A 17,883-nucleotide genomic window follows, 5' to 3' on the forward strand; every position below is an offset into this window, starting at 1 on the left:
GCGGGCCGCCCGCCGCCGCTGCCGCGGGCCGGCTCCCGGCGGCGGGCACGCCGCCCGGAGCGGGCGGCCCCGGGACGCGCAGCGGCTCCGGCCGTACCCGGCCGAGGTGCGCGGCCGGCCAGGCCGGAGCCGACACCGGCGCGTCGAGCCGGTCCAGGAGACGGTCGTCCACCCGCAGCACCGACAGCGAGCACCCGGCCATCTCCAGGGCGGTGAGGAAGGACCCCGTCCAGGCGCGTTCCAGCCGGAAGCCCTGCTCCGTCAGCCTGCGGACCGCGCGCCGCGCGACGATCTGAAGCTCCATCAGCGGCGTGCCGCCCAGGTTGTTCACCAGGAGCGCGACCCGCTCTCCCGGCGCCAACGCCAGGTCCGCGGTGATCCGGTCCAGCAGCGTGTCCACCACGACGTCGGCCGGCGCGACGGCGGTCCGCCGCACACCGGCCTCACCGTGGATGCCGAGCCCCAGCTCGACCTCGTCCGGGCCGAGCTCGAACCCCGGACGGCCCGCCGCGGGCACCGTGCACGCGGACAGGCCGACCCCCATCGAGCCGACCGCGGCCGCGGCCGCCTCGGCCTCCCGGCGCACCTCGGCGAGCGGCAGCCCCGCCTCCGCCGCCGCGCCCGCGACCTTGTGCACGAACACCGTGCCCGCGATGCCCCGGCGGCCGGCGGTGCCCTCGCCCGTGTCGAGGGCGACGTCGTCCGCCACGACCACAACCTCGACGGGGATGCCCTCAGCCCGGGCCAGCTCCGCGGCCAGGCCGAAGTTCAGCCGGTCGCCGGTGTAGTTCTTGACGATCAGCAGGACGCCGGCCGGGCCCGCGACCGTACGGATCGTCTCCAGCACGGCGTCGGTGGACGGGGAGGTGAAGACGTCGCCGCACACCGCCGCCGTCAGCATGCCCCGCCCGACATAGCCGGCGTGCGCGGGCTCGTGCCCGGACCCGCCGCCCGAGACGACCGCCACCCGGCCCGACCTCCGGAAATCGGCGACATCCGCGCGTACGGCGATCGTCTGTCCGTCCAGCAGGGCGATCTCGGGGTGGGTGAGGGCGAGACCCTCCAGCATGTCCGGGACCACGCCGGACACGTCGTTGACGAGTTTCTTCATCGAATCTCCTTGGATGGGGGTCCGCATGGAGGCGAGGCAAGGTCTACCCCGGCGCCGTACGGGAGTACCCGCTCTCAATGATGCGAGGACCCCGCGGGGTGATACCCCGCTTATCGGGAAAGACCGGCATACCGGACCGCCGGCCACGGCGCCGGGACCGGATCCGCCGGCCAGGCGGACGGAGGCGACGCCGGCTGACCTGCCGCCACCGGCGTCCCCGTCCTCAGCCGACGAGCTGCCAGGGGCGCATCATGTCGTTGTCCTCGTGTTCGAGGATGTGGCAGTGGTGGATGTAGTCGGCCGGGTACGTCGTCCCGGTGCCGGCGATGCCCGGTATCGACGGCGCCGGTGTGTACGCGGCGATGATCCGGTTCACCATCTGCGGCAGGGCGACGAAGCTGTCCCGCCAGCCCTGTTCCTCGGGGGCCGGGGGCACCGGCCCGCCGACGAGATACCTGGCCAGGACGGGCTTCCCGTCGGCGGGCCGGCCCGCCGCCAGCCACCGGGCGTAGTCCTTCTTGTACGCGTCGGCCCGGAACCGCTGCCGGTTGTACACGTGGAACTGGACGAGATGCACATGCATCGGGTGGGCGTCCGGCGTGGTGTTGACGTACTCCCACACCTCGGTGGCGCCGGCGCGGACGAAGTCGTCCACCGGCTCGTAGAAGAAGCGGCCGTTGATCTGCAGGTGGATCGGGTTGTCGTGCCGGTCGGTCGTCTCCGTCAGCACTCGCTCACGCCACCTCGTCCCCTCCCCCGCCCGCAGCGGCTCGAACGGCGGCAGGGCCAGCTTCCCCGGCGGCGTCGTGGGGTCACGTCCGCTGAGGGGCTCGGTCACCTGGAACCGCATGATCTCGGGGATGGCCGGCCCACCTCCTCCGCCCGGATACGGCGCGGGGGCGTCGTTCATGAGAGTGACGCCGCCTCCGGCCGGCACGGAGGCGAAGTCCACGACGAGGTCCACCCGGTCCGCCGGCGCCATCAGCAGCTCCGTGAGGCGCAGGGCGGAGCCGCGCAGGCCGCCGCCGATCCCGATGAGCCAGAACGGCAGGCGGGTCCGGCCGTCGCCGAACCACAGGTGGTAGAAGCGCGAGTTCGACCCGTTGAGCACGCGCAGGCGGTAGCGGCGCGGCTGGACCTCCAGGAACGGGTAGGCCTTGCCGTTCACGATCGGCGTTTCGCCGAAGAACTCGGGCGACCAGACCGGGTGGTACGGGGTCACGCCCTTAAACGGGTAGAAGAGCGAGCCGTCGCGGTTGAAGGTCCGGTCCTGCAGGACCAGGGGGATCTCGAAGCGTCCCCTGGGGAGGCCGAGCGCCTCCTCGTCCTGGTCGCGGATCAGGTAGACCCCGGACAGGCCCGCGTAGTTGTTCAGCCGGGTGATCTCCATCGCGTGGTCGTGATACCAGAGCATGGTCCCCAGCTGCTGGTTGCCGTAGGCGTAGATCGCCTCGTTGGACGCGGCGCCCGGCAGCGAGCCGTACAGGGGGCCGTGCTGTCCTTGGGGGCTGAACCAGGCCCCCGGGTTGCCGTCCGACTGGGGCGGGTTCCATCCGCCGTGCAGGTGGACGACGTTCCACACGGTGAGGCCGCGGGGGAGGTCGTCCATGTGCCGCCCGCCGGACGGATCCGGAGGCGAGCCGGGGACCTGCCGCCACAGTGTCGGGTCGATCGAGCGGTGCAGCAGATGCGTGGTCGGCAGATCGTTGCGGTACCGGACGACCACGGGCCGGTGCCGCCGGGCCACCAGGATCGGGCCGAGGCAGCCGAGACCGGCCGGCCCGCCCCCGCCGGACGGGGCGGACGCCCAATATCCCCAGGCGACCGTGGCGCCGAGATCGGTGTGGAAGCGCCACGGCCGCTGACGCATGGTCAGCTCGTAGTAGTCGGCGTCCGGGTAGACCGTCCTGTCGGGGACGGCCACGGGCAGCCGGGGCAACCGGTCGACGTACTTGCGGAGGCCCCGAGCCGTCGCCGTCGCCCCGCGCACCCCCGCGCCCGTCGCCACCACACCCGCCGCCACCGCGGCCAGGCACACGAACTCCCGTCTCGTCAACATCCCCGTGCCTCCGACTGGGTCGTTGCCGGCGCGGCCCGCCATGCCGTCCTTCCACGCTAGGCGGGCGCCGGTCAACGACCGCCAAAGGTCGGGTCGGCCCCGGATCGGCGCTCCCGGGCCGGGGCCGCTGAACGGGGGTTCCAACTGACCGACAGGGCCCCGGCCTCCGGACGGATAGGCTCGGTACTTGAGTCGAGACATCACGCCTACCCCTGCGGGGCGCTCGCGAGATCGGCCGAAGGTCATGTCGGTGACCGGCGAGCGCTCAGGCGACCATGAGGGAGGCCTGTCATGGCGATCGCCACGATCAATCCCACGACCGGGGAGACGGTCCGGACGTTTCCCGAGTTGAGCGAGTCCGAGATCGAACGGAAGGTCGGCCTCGCCCACGAGCGGTGGCGGACGTACCGCGACACGGGGTTCGACGAGCGGGCCGAGTGGATGCGGGCCGGTGCCGACCTGCTCGAACAGGAGGCCGACGCCGCCGCCCGGCTGATGACCACCGAGATGGGCAAGACGCTGGCCGCGGCCCGCGGCGAGGCGCTCAAGTGCGTCCGCGGCATGCGTTACTACGCCGACAACGCGGCCGAATTCCTGGCCGACGAGCCGCTGGCCGACCCGGCGGCGGTCGGGGCCAGTCACGCGCTGAGCCGGTACCGCCCGCTGGGTCCGGTGCTGGCGGTGATGCCATGGAACTTCCCGATGTGGCAGGTGATGCGCTTCGCCGCACCGGCGCTGATGGCGGGCAACGTCGGGCTGCTCAAGCACGCCTCGAACGTGCCGCAGTGCGCGCTGTACCTGGAGGACGTGTTCCGCCGCGGCGGGTTCCCCGAGGGCTGCTTCCAGACGTTGCTGATCTCCTCCGGCCGGGTGGAGGCGATCCTGCGGGATCCGCGGGTAGTGGCTGCCACGCTGACCGGGAGCGAGCCGGCCGGACGTTCGGTGGCGGCGATCTGCGGCGACGAGGTCAAGCACACCGTGCTGGAGCTCGGCGGCAGCGACCCGTTCGTGGTGATGCCCTCAGCGGACCTGGATCGCGCGGCGGCGACCGCGGTGGACGCCCGGGTGCAGAACAACGGCCAGTCCTGCATCGCGGCCAAGCGGTTCATCGTGCACTCCGACGTCTACGACGCCTTCACCGACAGGTTCGTGGCCGGGATGAGGGCGCTGACGGTGGGTGATCCGTTCGACCCGGCGACCGATGTCGGGCCGCTGGCCACCGAGCGGGGCCGGGCGGGGGTCGAGGAACTGGTGGACGAGGCGGTCACGCGCGGCGCGAAGGTGCTGTGCGGTGGGCGTCGGCCGCCCGGACCGGGGTGGTTCTACCCGCCGACGGTGATCACCGGCATCACCCGGGACATGCGGATCTTCACCGAGGAGGTGTTCGGCCCGGTCGCCGCGCTGTTCCGGGCGGCGGACATCGAGGAGGCGCTGGAGATCGCCAACGCCACCGCCTTCGGCCTGGGGTCCAACGCCTGGACCAGGGACGAGGCCGAGCAGGACCGGTTCATCTCGGACCTGGACGCCGGTCAGGTGTTCATCAACGGCAAGACGGTGTCGTACCCGGACCTGCCGTTCGGCGGCGTCAAGCGCTCCGGCTACGGCCGCGAGCTGTCCGCCCACGGCATCCGCGAGTTCTGCAACCTCAAAACGGTCTGGATCGGCTGACGCCGCCCACGGCCCCTTCGATCGGCGGGCCCATGTGATCTCGTCCGCGCGATTTTGACTGGTTTCGCGTGGATAATCACCGGCATGCGATTGGGAATCCTCGGCGAGACCCGGGCGTGGCGCGACGACGGCGCCGAGGTCCCGCTGGGCGGACCGGCCCGGCGCGCGCTGCTGGCCCTGCTGCTGGTCCGGCCGGGTGAGGTCGTGCCGGCCGACCGGCTGGCCGAGGAGGTCGACGCGGGCGCGGCGCCGTCGGCGCACGCGTTGCAGTCCCAGGTGTCCAGGCTGCGTGCGGCGCTGGGTTCGGCGGCCGTGATCGAGCGGGCCGGGGCCGGGTACCGGATCGTGGTCGCGGCCGATGACGTGGACGCCTGCCGGTTCGAGCGGCTGGCCGGTCAGGGCCGGGCGGCGTTGCGCGACGGCGACGCCGCCCGGGCGGTCGCGCTGCTGCGCGAGGCGCTGGAGCTGTGGCGCGGGCCCGCGCTGCCCGAGGTGGCCGACAGCGAGACGGCCCGGGCCGCCGCCGTACGACTGGAGGAGTCGCGGCTCGGGGCGCTGGAGGACCGGTTCGAGGGCGAGCTGCGGCTCGGCGAGCATCGCGCGGCCGTTCCGGAGCTGCGGGAGCTGGTCGGCCGCCACCCGCTCCGGGAACGGCTGGCGGGGCTGTTGATGCGGGCGCTGTTCGCCGCGGGCGGGCAGGCCGAGGCGCTGGTGGTGTTCGAGGAGACCAGGCGGCACCTGGTGGAGGAGCTGGGCGCCGATCCCTCGGCCGAGCTGGTCGCGCTGCATCGGGAGTTGCTGACCACCGGCACGTCGCCGTCGCTCGCCGGGCCGCCCGCCCAGCTGACCTCCTTCGTCGGCCGCGACGAGGAGGTGGGCGAGGTCACCGACCGGCTGCGGGTGGCCCGGCTGGTCACGTTGATCGGCCCCGGCGGCGTCGGGAAGACCCGGCTGTCGGTCGAGGTCGCCGGGGCGGTGACCGATGAGGTGTGCTTCGTGGAGCTGGCCGCGCTGGGCGACGAAGCCGGCCCGGCCCGGGCGGTGCTGGGCGCGCTCGGCCTGCGTGAGCACGGGCTCCAGATGGGAGATCCCGCGCGGACGCCGGTCGATCGGCTGATCGCGGCGCTGTCGGACCGGGTGCTTCTGCTCATCCTGGACAACTGCGAGCACGTGATCGAGGAGGCCGCCGTGCTGGCGGCCCGGTTGCTGGCGGCGTGCCCGCGGCTGCGGGTCCTGGCCACCAGCCGCGAGCCGCTCGGCATCATCGGCGAGCACCTGCACCAGGTGCGTCCGCTCGACGACGACGCGGCGGCGCGGCTGTTCGGCGACCGGGCCGCGGCCGTACGGCGCGGTTTCGCCGCCGATCCTGAGCTGGTCCGGCGGATCTGCGCGGCCCTGGACGACCTGCCGCTGGCCATCGAGCTCGCGGCGGCGCGGCTGCGCACGCTGGACCTCGACGATCTGGCGGCGCGGCTGGACGACCGGCTCGGTGTCGCGGCCCGCGGCAGCCGTACGGCCCATGACCGGCATCGGACGCTGCGCTCGGTGGTCGCGTGGAGCTGGGACCTGCTCTCCGAATCCGAGCAACGGGCCGCGCGGCGGTTCACGGTCTTCGCCGGGGGCGCGACGGCGGAGTCCGCGCTGCGGGTGTGCGGCGCGGACGGCGAGACGCTGGAATCCCTGGTGGACAAGTCACTCCTGGAGGTCTCTCGCGGCCGGTTCCGGATGTTGGAGACGATCCGCGCCTACGGCGCCGAGCGGCTCGACGAAGCGGGCGAACGCGAGTCGGCGCGGCGGGCTCACGCGCGGCACGTCCTGGATCTGGTGCGTACCGCCGACCCGCGTCTGCGGCGGGCCGAGCAACTGGACTGGCTGCCGCTCATCGTGGCCGAGCATGAGAACGTCCTGGCCGCCCTGCGCTGGGCGGTCGAGGCTCCGGACGTCGCGACGGCGCTGGAGCTGCTCGCCTCGGCCGCGACGTACGTGTGGATCCGGGGCGCGTCCGCCTCGGCCGCGCCACACGCGATCAGCCTGCTCGCCGCGATCGGTGACGCGTTCCCCGCCGGGCTCGGCGAGGAGTACGCGACGTGCGTGCTGCTGGCCGCGTCCGACCGGGCGACGTGGCGGCGCCACCACGCGACGGCCGAGAGAGCGCTGGCCGCCGCGTGGCCCGGTGACCGGCCGGGCCGGTACCCGGCCGCGCTGCTGCTGTGGCTGATGCGCAACGCGACCGACACCGACCCGCAGAGTGCGTTCGCGCTGGTCTCGGCCCAGCGCGACTGTCCCGAGCCGTGGGTGCGCGCGGCCGCCCGGTTCGTGTCGGGGTTCGGAGCTTTGGGCGAGCGGGACGTCGCGGCGGCCGAGCCCGCCTTCGGCGCGGCGGCCGAGGGCTTCCGGTCGCTCGGTGACCGTTGGGGCACCGCGCTCGCGCTGGACATCCTGGCCGGTCTCGCGGGTGGGCGCGGGGACCGCGCGCGGGCGATCGCGCTGACCGACGAGGCCCTCGCCCTCACCAGCCGGCTCGGCGCCCTGGAAGACTCGGCCGACCTGCTGGTCAACCGGGGCGATCATCTCGCCGCCGACGATCCGGCGGCCGCCCGCGCCGACTACGCCGAGGCCGCCGATCTGGCCCGCCGCGCCGGCAGCCCGACCTGCCTGGCGGCGGCCCTGCGCGGGCTCGGCGACATCGCCCTGCTGGAGGAGGAACCGGCCGAGGCGGAACGGCTCTACACCGATGCCCTGGAGCGGATCGACCCGCACTGGGTCAAAAGCCTCGGCAACCAGGTACGCGCCCTCGTCGGCCTCGGCCGGGTCGCCGAAGCGCGCGGCGACCACGCCACGGCCCGCGCGCGCTACCGCGAGGCCGCCGAGAACGCGGCCGTGCTGGGCCCCTCGGCTTCGGACGCGCTGCGCCTGCTGGGACTTCCCAAGGCGGTCACCGAGGCGGTGAGCCGGGGGTGAGTGTCCGGTGAGCCCTCCCATGCAGGCTCTCCACCATGACGAACCGCAACGTACTCATCTCCGGCGCCTCCGTCGCCGGCCCCGCGCTCGCCCACTGGCTCCACCGCCACGGCTTCACCCCCACGATCGTGGAGCGCGCCCCGGCGCTGCGTGACGGCGGCTACGCCGTCGACTTCCGGGGCGCGGCGCACCTGTCGGTCCTGCGCCGCATGGGCATCCTGGACGACGTCGAACGCGCCCGCACCGGCATGGGCTCGATGTCGTACGTCAACAGCGCGGGCAAGCCGCAGGCGAAGATGCCCGCCGACCTGTTCGCCGGAGACATCGAGATCCTGCGCGGCGACCTGGCCCGCATCCTCTACGACGCGACCAGGGAGCACACCGAGTACGTCTTCGGCGACTCCATCGCCTCGCTCACCGAAGACGCCGACGGGGTGACCGTCACCTTCGAACGCGCCGCGCCGCGCCGGTTCGACCTGGTCATCGGCGCCGACGGCCTGCACTCCACCACCCGCCGCCTGGCCTTCGGCCCCGAGAAGGACTACGTCAAGCACCTGGGCGTCTACTGCGCGATCTTCACCACCGCCAACCACCTCGACCTCGACCACACCGGCCACGCGTACCGGACCGCGAACAGGCTGGTGGCGATGTACAGCGCCCGCCACAACACCGAGGCCAAGGCCGTCTTCTACTTCGGCTCACCGGAGCTGGACCTGGACCGGCGGGACGTGGCGCGGCAGCAGGCCATCCTCACTGAGCACTTCGCCGGCAGCGGCTGGCAGAGCGACCGGCTGCTGCACGACATGCGGCACGCGCCCGACTTCTACTTCGACTCGGTCGGCCAGGTGCGCATGGACGCCTGGACCCGGGGGCGGGTCGCCCTGGTCGGCGACGCCGCCTACTGCCCGTCCTCCCTGTCGGGCATGGGGTCGGGCCTCGCCCTGGTCGGCGCGTACGTCCTGGCGGGCGAGCTGGCCGCGGCGCGCGGCGACCACCGCGTCGCGTTCGCCCGCTACGAGCAGGAGATGCGCGGGTACGCCGAGGGCTGCCAGAAGATGGGCGACGGCGTGGCCAACCTCATGGTCCCGAGCAGCCGCTTCCTGGCCTCGGTCCTCAACCGCTACTACAAGATCATGCCGTACCTGCCGGGGAAGAACATGGTCACCAAGATGGCCCGCAAGACCGCCGAGAACATCACGCTCCGCGACTACGTCGGTTGAGGACGCCCGGTGACTCCCGCCGGTTCACCGTCGCCGCGGCGCGAGCGCGGCCAGTTCCCGCCGGACGACCGGCCACGCCTCGCTCTCCGGGTCGATGACGACGTAGTGGCCGGCGCCGGGGATCCGCACCAGCGAGGTCGCCGGATGGGCGGCGACGTAGGACTCCGAGACGCGCAGGGGGACGCGCTCGTCGTCGGTGCCGTGCACGATCACCACCCGGCCGGGCGGATCCGGCATCCGGACCGGGTCCAGGCCGGCGTGGTCATCCGGAGGGCCGCCGAGGAAGTCGGTCACCGCGCCGTCGTCGAGGTTCAGCCGATCCGCGAGCCGCAGGTCGGCGACCGGGGCGAGGGCCAGGACGGCGGTCCCCTCCGGCACGGCGCACATCGCCAGATGTCCACCGGCCGAGTGACCGACGACCACCGACGGACGCAGGACGTCGAGTGCGGTCCGGACGTCGTCCACCGTGGGGCGGGGCCGGCCGGGCCGGCGGCGGTACTCGATCGCGGCGACGCTCCACCCCGCGTCGCGCAGCGCGTTCGCCATCGGGCGCAGGTGGGTCCGGTCGTACTCGGGACGCCAGAACCCGCCGTGGACCAGCGCCACCGTGGGGCCCTCGGCGGGCCAGAGGTCGATCACCTGGTCGGCGTCCGCGCCGTACCGGAGGGTGCGGTCGGGGCCGGGCGCCGGGCGCGTCAACACGGAACGCTCCTCCATGGTCACCTCCGGCCCGGGTGCCGGCGCGAGATCATGACGTCCTCCGGATCCCGGCCACGGCGGCCGCGACCACCCCGGCGAGCAGGGCGGCCCCGGCCCCGGCGAGCAACCGCTGCTGCCTGCGGACCCGGCGTTTGACCTGCGCGTACGGCATCGTCGAGAACGACACCAGCTCGTACCGCGAGACGTAGCGGCCGGGGAACGCCCGCTCCAGCCGGTGTTCGATGCCCTTCACCAGCCGGAACACCGGCGAGGCCACCTTGTCGCGCATCTCGATGAAGTTGGCCAGGGCCATCTCGGCGATCGCGTCGGCGTTCTCCTTGCGCCGCCGTTCGAACAGCGGCAGGGCGCGGGCCCAGGACCCTCCGGTCTCGTCCAGGCACCGGTCCAGGGCGACCACGTCCTCGAAGCCGCAGTTGGCGCCCTGGCCGTAGAACGGCACGATCGCGTGCGCCGCGTCACCGATCAGGCCGACCCGGCCGTCGGTCTGCCACGGCGCGCAGCGGACGGTGCCGAGCAGCCCGACCGGGTTGTGCCGATAGTCGTCCACCAGGGTGGGGGCGAGCGCCACCACGTCCGGGTAGTGGGTGCGGAAGTGGCGTTCGACGGCCGCCGGGCTGCTCAGCGAGGCGAAACTCGCGGTGCCGCCGGTCGGCCAGAACATCGTGCAGGTGAACGACCGGTCGGGGTTGGGCAGCGCGATCATCATGGAGGTGCCGCGCGGCCAGATGTGCAGCGCGCCCGGGTCCAGCGCGAATTCGCCGTCGACCGCGGGGATCGTCAGCTCCTTGTAGCCGTAGTCGAGGAAGTCCGCGCTCTCCTCGATGCCCCGGTGCGCGAGCAGCTCTCCCCGTACGGCGGAGCCCGCCCCGTCCGCGCCGAGCACCACGTCGGCCGTGGCGCGCGTCTCGCCGTCCGCGGTCGCGAAGGTCATCGCGCCGGTCGCCGGGTCGAGCCCGGTCAGCCGGTGCCCGAAAACCACCTTCACCCCGGGGGCGGCCTCGGCGGCATCGAGCAGCGTGTTGTTCAGCGCGCCCCGGCTGATCGAGTTGATCGCCATCTCGCCGTCGTGGCTGTACGGCTGGAAGTCGAGCGGGCCGTCCACCGGGTGGATCATCCGGCCGCGCATCGGCAGCGCGTCGGCCATGACCTGCTCCTCCAGGCCGATGCGGCGCAGCGCGTCCAGGCCGCGTTCGGAGATGGCGAGGTTGATCGACCGGCCGCGCTCGGGGGTGCCGGCACGCGGGTCGGGCCGCCGCTCGTACACGGTCACGTCGAGACCGCGCCGGGCCAGGTAGCAGGTGAGCAGGCAGCCGGTCAGACCGGCGCCGACCACGGCCACGTTCATCGGTCCTCCGCAACGCACTCGGCCAGCGCGACGGCGGCGCGCCAGCAGTCGTGGTAAGTCGAGTAGAGCGGCGTCGGCGCCATCCGGACGATGTCCGGCTCGCGGGCGTCGGTGACGACCCCGTGCTCGTGGCGCAGCCGCCGGGCCAGCTCCGCGGCGCTGCCGCGCTCGATCCGCAGGGAGAGCTGGCAGCCGCGGCGCTCCGGGTCACGCGGGGTGACCACGGTGATCGGCCGGGTCGGGACGATCCGGTCGAGCAGGCTCTCCAGGTATCCGGTGAGCCGCACGCTGCGGGCCCGCAACTCGGACATGCCGACCTCGTCGAACAGCCTGAGCGAGGTACGCACCGGGCCCATGGCGTAGATCGGCGGGTTGGAGATCTGCCAGGCGTCGGCGCTGGCCGGCGGCCGGGAGACCGGCGCCATCTCGAAGCGCGTCTCCGGCTCGGTGCTCCACCAGCCTTCGAAGCGCCGGAGCGACGGGTCACCGAGGTGCCGCCGGTGGACGAAGACGCCGCCCAGGGCGCCGGGTCCGGAGTTGAGGTACTTGTAGGAGCACCAGGCGGCGAAGTCCGGTCCCCAGTCGTGCAGCCGCAACGGGACGTTCCCGGCGGCGTGCGCCAGGTCCCATCCGACGATCGCCCCGGCGGCGTGCCCGGCCGCGGTGATCGCCGGGATGTCCAGGAGTTCGCCGGTGAGGTAGTTGACCCCGCCCAGCAGCACCAGCGCGACCGTGTCGCCCTCGCGCTCCAGGAAGTCGAGCACCTCGTCGCCGTCGCGGAGCCGTACGACGGTCTTGTCGGGGTCGAGGCCGTGGAAGCGGGCCTGGCTGCGCACGGCGTAGCTGTCGGAGGGGAACGCGGTGTCCTCGATGACGATCCGGGACCGCTCCCCCGCCGGCCGGTAGAACGAGACCATCAGCAGGTGCAGGTTGACGGTCAGCGAGTTCATCACGACCGTCTCCTCCGGCAGCGCGCCGACCAGCCGCGCGGCCGGCTCGGTGAGCAGCTCGTGATAGGGCAGCCAGGGGCGTTCGGCCTCCAGGTGACCCTCGACGCCGAGCCGGGCCCACGCGTCCAGGTCCTGCAGCAGCTCGGCCCGGGTCGCCCGCGGCTGCAGGCCGAGCGAGTTGCCCGCGAAGTAGGCGCTCTCGGGATAGCGGCCGCCGTCGGCGGGCGGCACCCGGAAGAGCTCGCGGCGTCCCGGGTCCTCGGCGTCGCGCCGCAGCGCCTCCTCCTCGGCGAACGGCATCGGGGCGATCATGTCGGTCTCTCCTTCACATGTGCGTTCTGGCGGACCACAGCTCCGGGAAGACCACCCGGGCCATGCTGCGCTCCAGCCAGGCCAGGCCGTTGGAGCCGCCGCTGCCGGGCTTGGCGCCCATCGACCGGCGGACCGCCGCGACGTGCTGGTAACGCCAGTCGCCGAACTGCTCGGCCAGCTCGGTGAGCGCCTCGCCGAGGAACCGCAGGTGGTTGTCCGGGCCCTCGTCGCGGTAGGCCTCGACCCAGGCGCGCTCGACCGCCGGATGCGGCTCGTACTCCGCGGCGACGTCGCGGCCGAGCACCTCGCGGGGGATGTCGTGGCCGCGTCGCGCCAGCACGGCGATGACGTCGTCCCAGATGCTCGGCGTCTCGTATGCGCGCGCCAGGTCGCGGTGGAGCGCGGTCTGCCGCTTGAACGGCCGCAGCAGGGCGGGGTTCTTCAGCCCGAGCGTGAACTCCACCTGCCGGTACATCGCCGACTGCAGCCCCGACGCCTCGCCGAGCTGGTCGCGGAAGCGGTTGAAGTCGCCGGGGGTCATCCAGCGCAGCCCGCGCCAGCTCCCGTTGAGCGCCTCCAGGTGCAACGCCGTACGGCGCAGCGGCGCCAGCGCGCCCCACACGTCGTCGTCCCGCAGCCGCTCCTGGGCGTTGCGCAGCTCGAACGTGATGAGCTTGAAGTACAGCTCCATCACCTGCGTGACCATGAGGAACGACATCTCGCCGGGGTCGTCGCTCAGCGGTCGCTGCAGGTCGTGCAGCACGTCGGTGCGCACGTACGCGTCGTACGGAAGCCGCGTCCCGAAGTCCAGAGTCGGCATCCCGCCGGTGACCTGGGCCCGGTCGGCGCGTTCCCACGCCGTCGTCGGACGCACGGCAGGTTCCTGTCGCGTCGTGTCCACGCGCTCGCCCCTCTCCTCGCTGGCCACCCAATGATGGCGTCGCGCTATGGGGCGAAGGAATGCCGTATCAACGGCCATTTCTGGTTATTGCCGTACATCGATGGCTATATTGGGGCAGCCGCTTTGCGAACGGAAGGTTCCCATGGTGGACGGCACGGACGACCGCGCCGGGAACCCAACCGGCGGTCAGGACGTGTGAGCCGTCCTCGGCGGCCCCTTCGGCGCGCTTGGATCGGGGACCGGGGCAACGCCGGGCTCCTGGAGTCGCACCGGACCGGGGCCGCGGTCCCGCAGGGCGTCGTCGGGGTTGAGGAGCAGGCATGCCTTCATCGACAGGCAGCCGCAGCCGATGCAGCCGGTGAGCTCGTGTTCGAGGTTCTCGATGGCACGGCGACGCTCCTCGAGCTGCTTCTTCCAGACACGGGAGACCCGCTGCCAGTCCATGTGGGTGGGGGCGCGATCGGCGGGGAGGGTGGCGAAGACCTCGGCGACATCCGACAACGGGATGTTGAGGCGCTTGGCCACGATGATCAAGGAGATCCGGCGGAGCATGTGCCGGGAGAAGATCCGCTGGTTGCCGCCGTCACGTTCGCTGAAGATCAGGCCCTTGCGTTCGTAGAAGTGCAGGGCGGAGGCGGACACGCCGGTCCGGCGGACGATCTCACCGATCGTGAGGTGATCGTCTGGACTGACGCGCACGGACATCTCTCCTTGCTGCGATCGCGACAGTGCTGGTGTCAGGGGGTGCGGCGGGACGTCGCGCGGCTGTGAATCAAGACGGCCACGACACTCGACGATACGAGGCAGAGCAGTCCGACGCCGAGCTGGGTCAGGCGCCAGGACCAAGTGAAGGCGTCCAGTTCCGCGGCCTCGGCTCCGGTGGTGATACGTCCGGCACCGACCGTGGCGGCGCGGGTCGTGTCGCCGAGCCTGGCCGCCAGGAGGCCGATGAGGGAGGCGCTGAACGCGGCGATCACGAGGGCCTCGGCCGCCCCGCGCAGGGTGTTGAGGAATCCGGCCGCCATGCCGACGACGTCGGCCGGGACCATGGCCATGGCCTGGCCGTCGGTGATGCCGAAGGACGCCCCCATGCCGACGCCGATCAACACCAGCGGCGCCGCGACGGCCGCGACCGCGTTGTCGGCGTTCAGCGCCGTCAGCCACAGGTTCCCGGCCACGACCAGGACCAGAGCGATCATGATCAGGAGACGCGCCGGAACACCCTTGTTGACCAGCGTCACAGCGGCCATGGGCATGATCAGCACAGGTGCGGTCAGCAACAGCATCGCCGCCCCCGAGGCCGCGGGAGAGAGTCCTGCCGCTGCCTGCAGGTAGGTGGGCAGGAAGACCAGGGCACCGAGGAATCCGATCGAGGTCGTCAGGGTCGCGAGGCTCCAGCCCAGGAAGCCGCGGTTGGCGACCAAGGCAGGGGCCAACACCGGAGCGGCGCTGCGCCGCTGGACGACGCCGAAGATCACCAGCGCGACCAGGCCGGCGATCCCGGTGAGAAGGATGACGGGGTGGGCCCAGCCGAGCGTCGGCGCCTCCAGGAGCGTGAACATCAGCAGTGCCAGCGCGGTGATGAAGAGCGCGCTGCCCGCCCGGTCGGCCCGGTCGGCACCGGTCGCGCGGGACTCGCGGGCACGGGTCGCGCCCAGGGCGACCAGCAGGCCGATGACGGTGAAGACCGCGAAGCTTCCCCGCCACCCGGTGGCCGTGATCAGCAGGCCCGACAGGGTGGGGCCGATGGCGATGCCGATTCCGGCCATGGTGCCCATCAGGGCGAAGGCGCGATTGCGGGCCGCGCCGTCGTAGTTGGAGGCGAGGATGGCGCCGCCGGCGGCCATGATCCCGGCGCCGCCGGCGCCGGAGACGATGCGGGCGATGTCGGTGACGGCGATCGCCGGACTCAGCGCCGTCACGAGGAATCCGGCCGCGAAGACCAGAGCCGCGACGATGAACACCCGCCGGCGACCGATCCGGTCGGCGGTCGATCCCGCAACGAGGGTCATGGCGGCGAAGGCCAGGTTGTATCCGCCGACGACCCAGTTCAACGGGGACCCGGAGGCATCGAGATCCCGGCCGATGCTCGGCAGCGCCACCGCGGTTCCCGAGATGGACATCGCCACCAGCACGACGCCGATCAGGACCACCGGGAGCGTCAACCGAGAGGGCCGATCCACCGCGGCCGAGTGCGGGGGCCGATCTGTGGAGGTGGTGTCCATACTGTTCGCTTTCTCTGGTCCGAAGGCCGACGGCGAACAGCCCATCAGCTCAACCGAAGTTGAGGTCAAATGCACTTGTCAGCGCGGACGCGGAGATGGTTGCGACAGCCGCCGGCGCCGTCCGTTGGCTCTGGCCGTCTCGGCGGTGGACGTGGCCCAGCCGGGCGCGTGCCGACCGGGGTGTGATCCACCGGGCCCGCGCCGCCTCTCGACGCGGGCCCGCCTTCGCCGCGGCACGGACGGCGACCGGCGGCAGAGCGGCGGCCGTCAGCTCACCAGGTCACCAGGTCACCAGGTCACCCGCAGCGCGTGCAGGCCGTACACGATGCTGAAGACCCGGAAGTCCACCTGCTCGTGCGGGTCGGCCAGGGCGAGGCCGGGGAAGCGCCGCAGCAGCGCCGGGAAGGCGATGCGCATCTCCATCCGCGCCAGCGGCGCCCCGAGGCAGTGGTGCACCCCGTGGCCGAAGGCGACGTGGCCGGCGGCTCCCCGGGCGATGTCGAGGGTCTCAGGGTCGTCGATGAAGGCAGGGTCGCGGTTGGCGGCGGGAAGCGAAAGGATCACGAGCGAGCCCGCGGGGATGGCCTGCCCGGCGATCTCCACGTCGGTCGTGGTCGTGCGCGGCGGCAGCGACTGCACGATGGACAGCCAGCGCAACAGCTCCTCGACGGCGGGCTCGATCAGCGCCGGATCCTCGCGGATCATCGCGAGCTGGTCCGGATGCCGGAGCAGGGCCAGGGCGCCGAGGGCGAGCATGTTGGAGGTGGTCTCGTGCCCGGCCAGCAGCAGAAGTCCGGCGATGCCGATCAGCTCGTCGGTGCTGAGATCGTCGCCGTGCTCGCGCACCAGCATGCCGAGCATGTCCTCGCCCGGGTCCGCCTGGGCGCGGGCCACCAGGCCGGCCATGTATGTGCGGCCTTCCCGCTGCGCCGCGACGCGCTGCTCCATCGGCAAGGACGTGTCCAGCAGGCGCACGGAACGCTCGTGGAACCCGGCGCGGTCGGCGTACGGCACGCCCAGCAGCTCGCAGATCACCAGCGACGGCACCGGCAACGCGAAGTGCGACACCAGATCGGCCGGTTTACCGGCCCGCTCCAGATCGTCCAGAGCCGTCTGGACGATCTCGGTGATCCGCGGCTCGAGCCTGCGCATCCGCCGTACCGTGAACTCCGGGGTGAGCATCCGGCGCAACCGCGTGTGCTCTGGCGGGTCGAACCCGATCAGCTGCCCGGCCTGTATTTTGGCCAGCTCGTCGGCGTCCATCTGCCCGGATCCCGGGAACGGTGTCCGCGCGCTGCTGAACTGGGCCGGATCCGACAGCACCTGGCGAACATCCTCCTGGCGGCAGACCAGGTACGCGGGCAGGCCGAACGGCGTCTTCACCCGCACCACACCCTCGCTGTCGCGGGCCCGGGCCAGTTCCTCGACCGGGTCGAACCCGTTCCGCCGCATGTGCAGTGGCAATTCCAGTGCCTTCGTCATCATCTGTCCTTTCGCCCGATGATTGTGTGAGACCGCCTCTGCGCTACCGGACAAGTCAGGCCGGGATCAAGCCGAGCCGTCTGCTGGCTCGGACTGGATGGTCATGGTGCCGTCGGCCCCCTTGGTCGCATTCAGCCTCTACCAGTTCGACGAGACAGCGCCGTGAATTGTCAGGTTGACGCGTCACCTCACGTGTCGGTCGAATGGGCGGCGATCACGGGTGGCTGATCGGCGGGCTACCGTTCGACTCCGCGCGGCCCCCTGGGGTCGGAGTTCGCCCGGTAGGGTCGGCCGCATGTACTCGACGCGGGTCTCCCGGCACGTGAACGCGCCGCGTTCGGCGGTCTACCAGGCGCTCGTGGACGCGGACGCGATCGCGAAATGGCGGGTGCCGGCGGGCATGAGCAGCCACGTCCACGAGTTCGACGCCCGCGAGGGCGGCGCGTTCCGGGTCTCGCTCACGTACGACACCCCGGGACCGACCGGCAAGTCGGCGGCGCGCACCGACACCTACCACGGCCACTTCGCGGAGCTCGTTCCGGACGAGCGCGTGGTCGAGGTGTTCGAGTTCGAGACAGCAGATCCCGGGCTGCACGGGACCATGACGATGACGACGACGCTCACCGACGCCGCGGGTGGCGGCACCGAGGTCGTCATCGCGCACGACGGGATCCCCGACGTCGTGCCCGCCTCCGACAACGAGACGGGCACGCGGATGGCGCTGGCGAACCTGGCCGCGCTCGTCGAGCCGGGCCACGCGCCGGCTCCCACCGACCCCACCAGGTAAGCCTGGGCCCTCATCAGCCCGGCCCCGATTCGTGCGCGACGCGCCCTGCGATGCCGTCCGACCTGCGCGAACGCCGGTGTGACGCGCATCACACCGGCCGCATGTCACGAACGGACCGGCAACTTCCATCTGGTGGTCGTCA

The 17,883-nt window shown here is 72.5% G+C and carries 13 protein-coding genes; 4 read left to right on the forward strand and 9 right to left on the reverse strand.

All coding sequences use genetic code 11. The features are described from left to right. Nucleotides 1–1,111 (reverse strand): dihydroxyacetone kinase subunit DhaK (gene dhaK, locus AWQ71_RS43300; RefSeq protein WP_218001857.1); only part of this gene is annotated, 1,111 nt, incomplete at its 3' end. A gap of 223 nt (nucleotides 1,112–1,334) precedes the next feature. Continuing rightward, nucleotides 1,335–3,170 (reverse strand): multicopper oxidase family protein, encoded by a 1,836-nt coding sequence (locus AWQ71_RS44435; RefSeq protein WP_218001858.1) that lies wholly within the window; start codon nucleotides 3,168–3,170, stop codon nucleotides 1,335–1,337. A gap of 291 nt (nucleotides 3,171–3,461) precedes the next feature. On the opposite strand from AWQ71_RS44435, the gene AWQ71_RS19055 reads away from it, so the two are divergent. The 3 genes from AWQ71_RS19055 (at nucleotide 3,462) to AWQ71_RS19065 (ending at nucleotide 9,019) form a co-directional block, all read left to right on the forward strand. Then, nucleotides 3,462–4,838 (forward strand): NADP-dependent succinic semialdehyde dehydrogenase, encoded by a 1,377-nt coding sequence (locus AWQ71_RS19055; protein WP_067135018.1) that lies wholly within the window; start codon nucleotides 3,462–3,464, stop codon nucleotides 4,836–4,838. 84 nt (nucleotides 4,839–4,922) lie between these two features. Further along, complete coding sequence (locus AWQ71_RS19060; protein WP_067135020.1) at nucleotides 4,923–7,799, forward strand: ATP-binding protein; 2,877 nt, start codon at nucleotides 4,923–4,925, stop codon at nucleotides 7,797–7,799. 35 nt (nucleotides 7,800–7,834) lie between these two features. Continuing rightward, nucleotides 7,835–9,019, forward strand: a complete 1,185-nt coding sequence (locus tag AWQ71_RS19065) for an FAD-dependent monooxygenase (protein ID WP_067135022.1) — start codon at nucleotides 7,835–7,837, stop codon at nucleotides 9,017–9,019. A 24-nt stretch (nucleotides 9,020–9,043) separates the two neighbouring features. Here the strand turns inward: AWQ71_RS19065 and AWQ71_RS19070 are convergent, their stop codons facing one another. The 7 genes from AWQ71_RS19070 to AWQ71_RS19100 form a co-directional block, all read right to left on the reverse strand. Beyond that, a complete protein-coding gene (locus AWQ71_RS19070; RefSeq protein WP_218001859.1) occupies nucleotides 9,044–9,721 on the reverse strand; it encodes an alpha/beta hydrolase family protein in 678 nt (225 codons plus the stop codon). A 46-nt stretch (nucleotides 9,722–9,767) separates the two neighbouring features. After that, nucleotides 9,768–11,084, reverse strand: coding sequence for an FAD-dependent oxidoreductase (locus AWQ71_RS19075; protein ID WP_067135026.1), 1,317 nt, complete (start codon nucleotides 11,082–11,084; stop codon nucleotides 9,768–9,770). Beyond that, nucleotides 11,081–12,346, reverse strand: a complete 1,266-nt coding sequence (gene kynU / locus AWQ71_RS19080) for a kynureninase (protein WP_245658361.1) — start codon at nucleotides 12,344–12,346, stop codon at nucleotides 11,081–11,083. The genes AWQ71_RS19075 and kynU overlap by 4 nt, the downstream gene beginning before the upstream one ends. Before the next feature lie 13 nt (nucleotides 12,347–12,359). Further along, entirely contained in the window at nucleotides 12,360–13,220 is an 861-nt protein-coding gene (locus AWQ71_RS19085) for a tryptophan 2,3-dioxygenase (RefSeq protein WP_245658362.1), read from the reverse strand. 213 nt (nucleotides 13,221–13,433) lie between these two features. Beyond that, the gene (soxR, locus tag AWQ71_RS19090; protein WP_084259063.1) at nucleotides 13,434–13,946 is read right to left on the reverse strand and encodes a redox-sensitive transcriptional activator SoxR; all 513 of its coding nucleotides are present in this window, start codon (nucleotides 13,944–13,946) and stop codon (nucleotides 13,434–13,436) included. A gap of 38 nt (nucleotides 13,947–13,984) precedes the next feature. Beyond that, nucleotides 13,985–15,412 carry an MFS transporter gene (locus AWQ71_RS19095; RefSeq protein ID WP_067135032.1) on the reverse strand — a complete coding sequence of 476 codons (1,428 nt, stop codon included), beginning with the start codon at nucleotides 15,410–15,412 and terminating at the stop codon, nucleotides 13,985–13,987. A gap of 348 nt (nucleotides 15,413–15,760) precedes the next feature. After that, entirely contained in the window at nucleotides 15,761–16,954 is a 1,194-nt protein-coding gene (locus AWQ71_RS19100; protein WP_067135034.1) for a cytochrome P450, read from the reverse strand. A gap of 295 nt (nucleotides 16,955–17,249) precedes the next feature. Between AWQ71_RS19100 and AWQ71_RS19105 the strand changes: the two genes are divergently transcribed. Further along, nucleotides 17,250–17,741 carry an SRPBCC domain-containing protein gene (locus AWQ71_RS19105; protein ID WP_067135035.1) on the forward strand — a complete coding sequence of 164 codons (492 nt, stop codon included), beginning with the start codon at nucleotides 17,250–17,252 and terminating at the stop codon, nucleotides 17,739–17,741. The last annotated feature ends 142 nt before the right edge of the window (nucleotides 17,742–17,883 follow it).

The organism is Microtetraspora malaysiensis (assembly GCF_001528665.1).
In the GTDB taxonomy this organism is placed as follows: domain Bacteria; phylum Actinomycetota; class Actinomycetes; order Streptosporangiales; family Streptosporangiaceae; genus Microtetraspora_A; species Microtetraspora_A malaysiensis.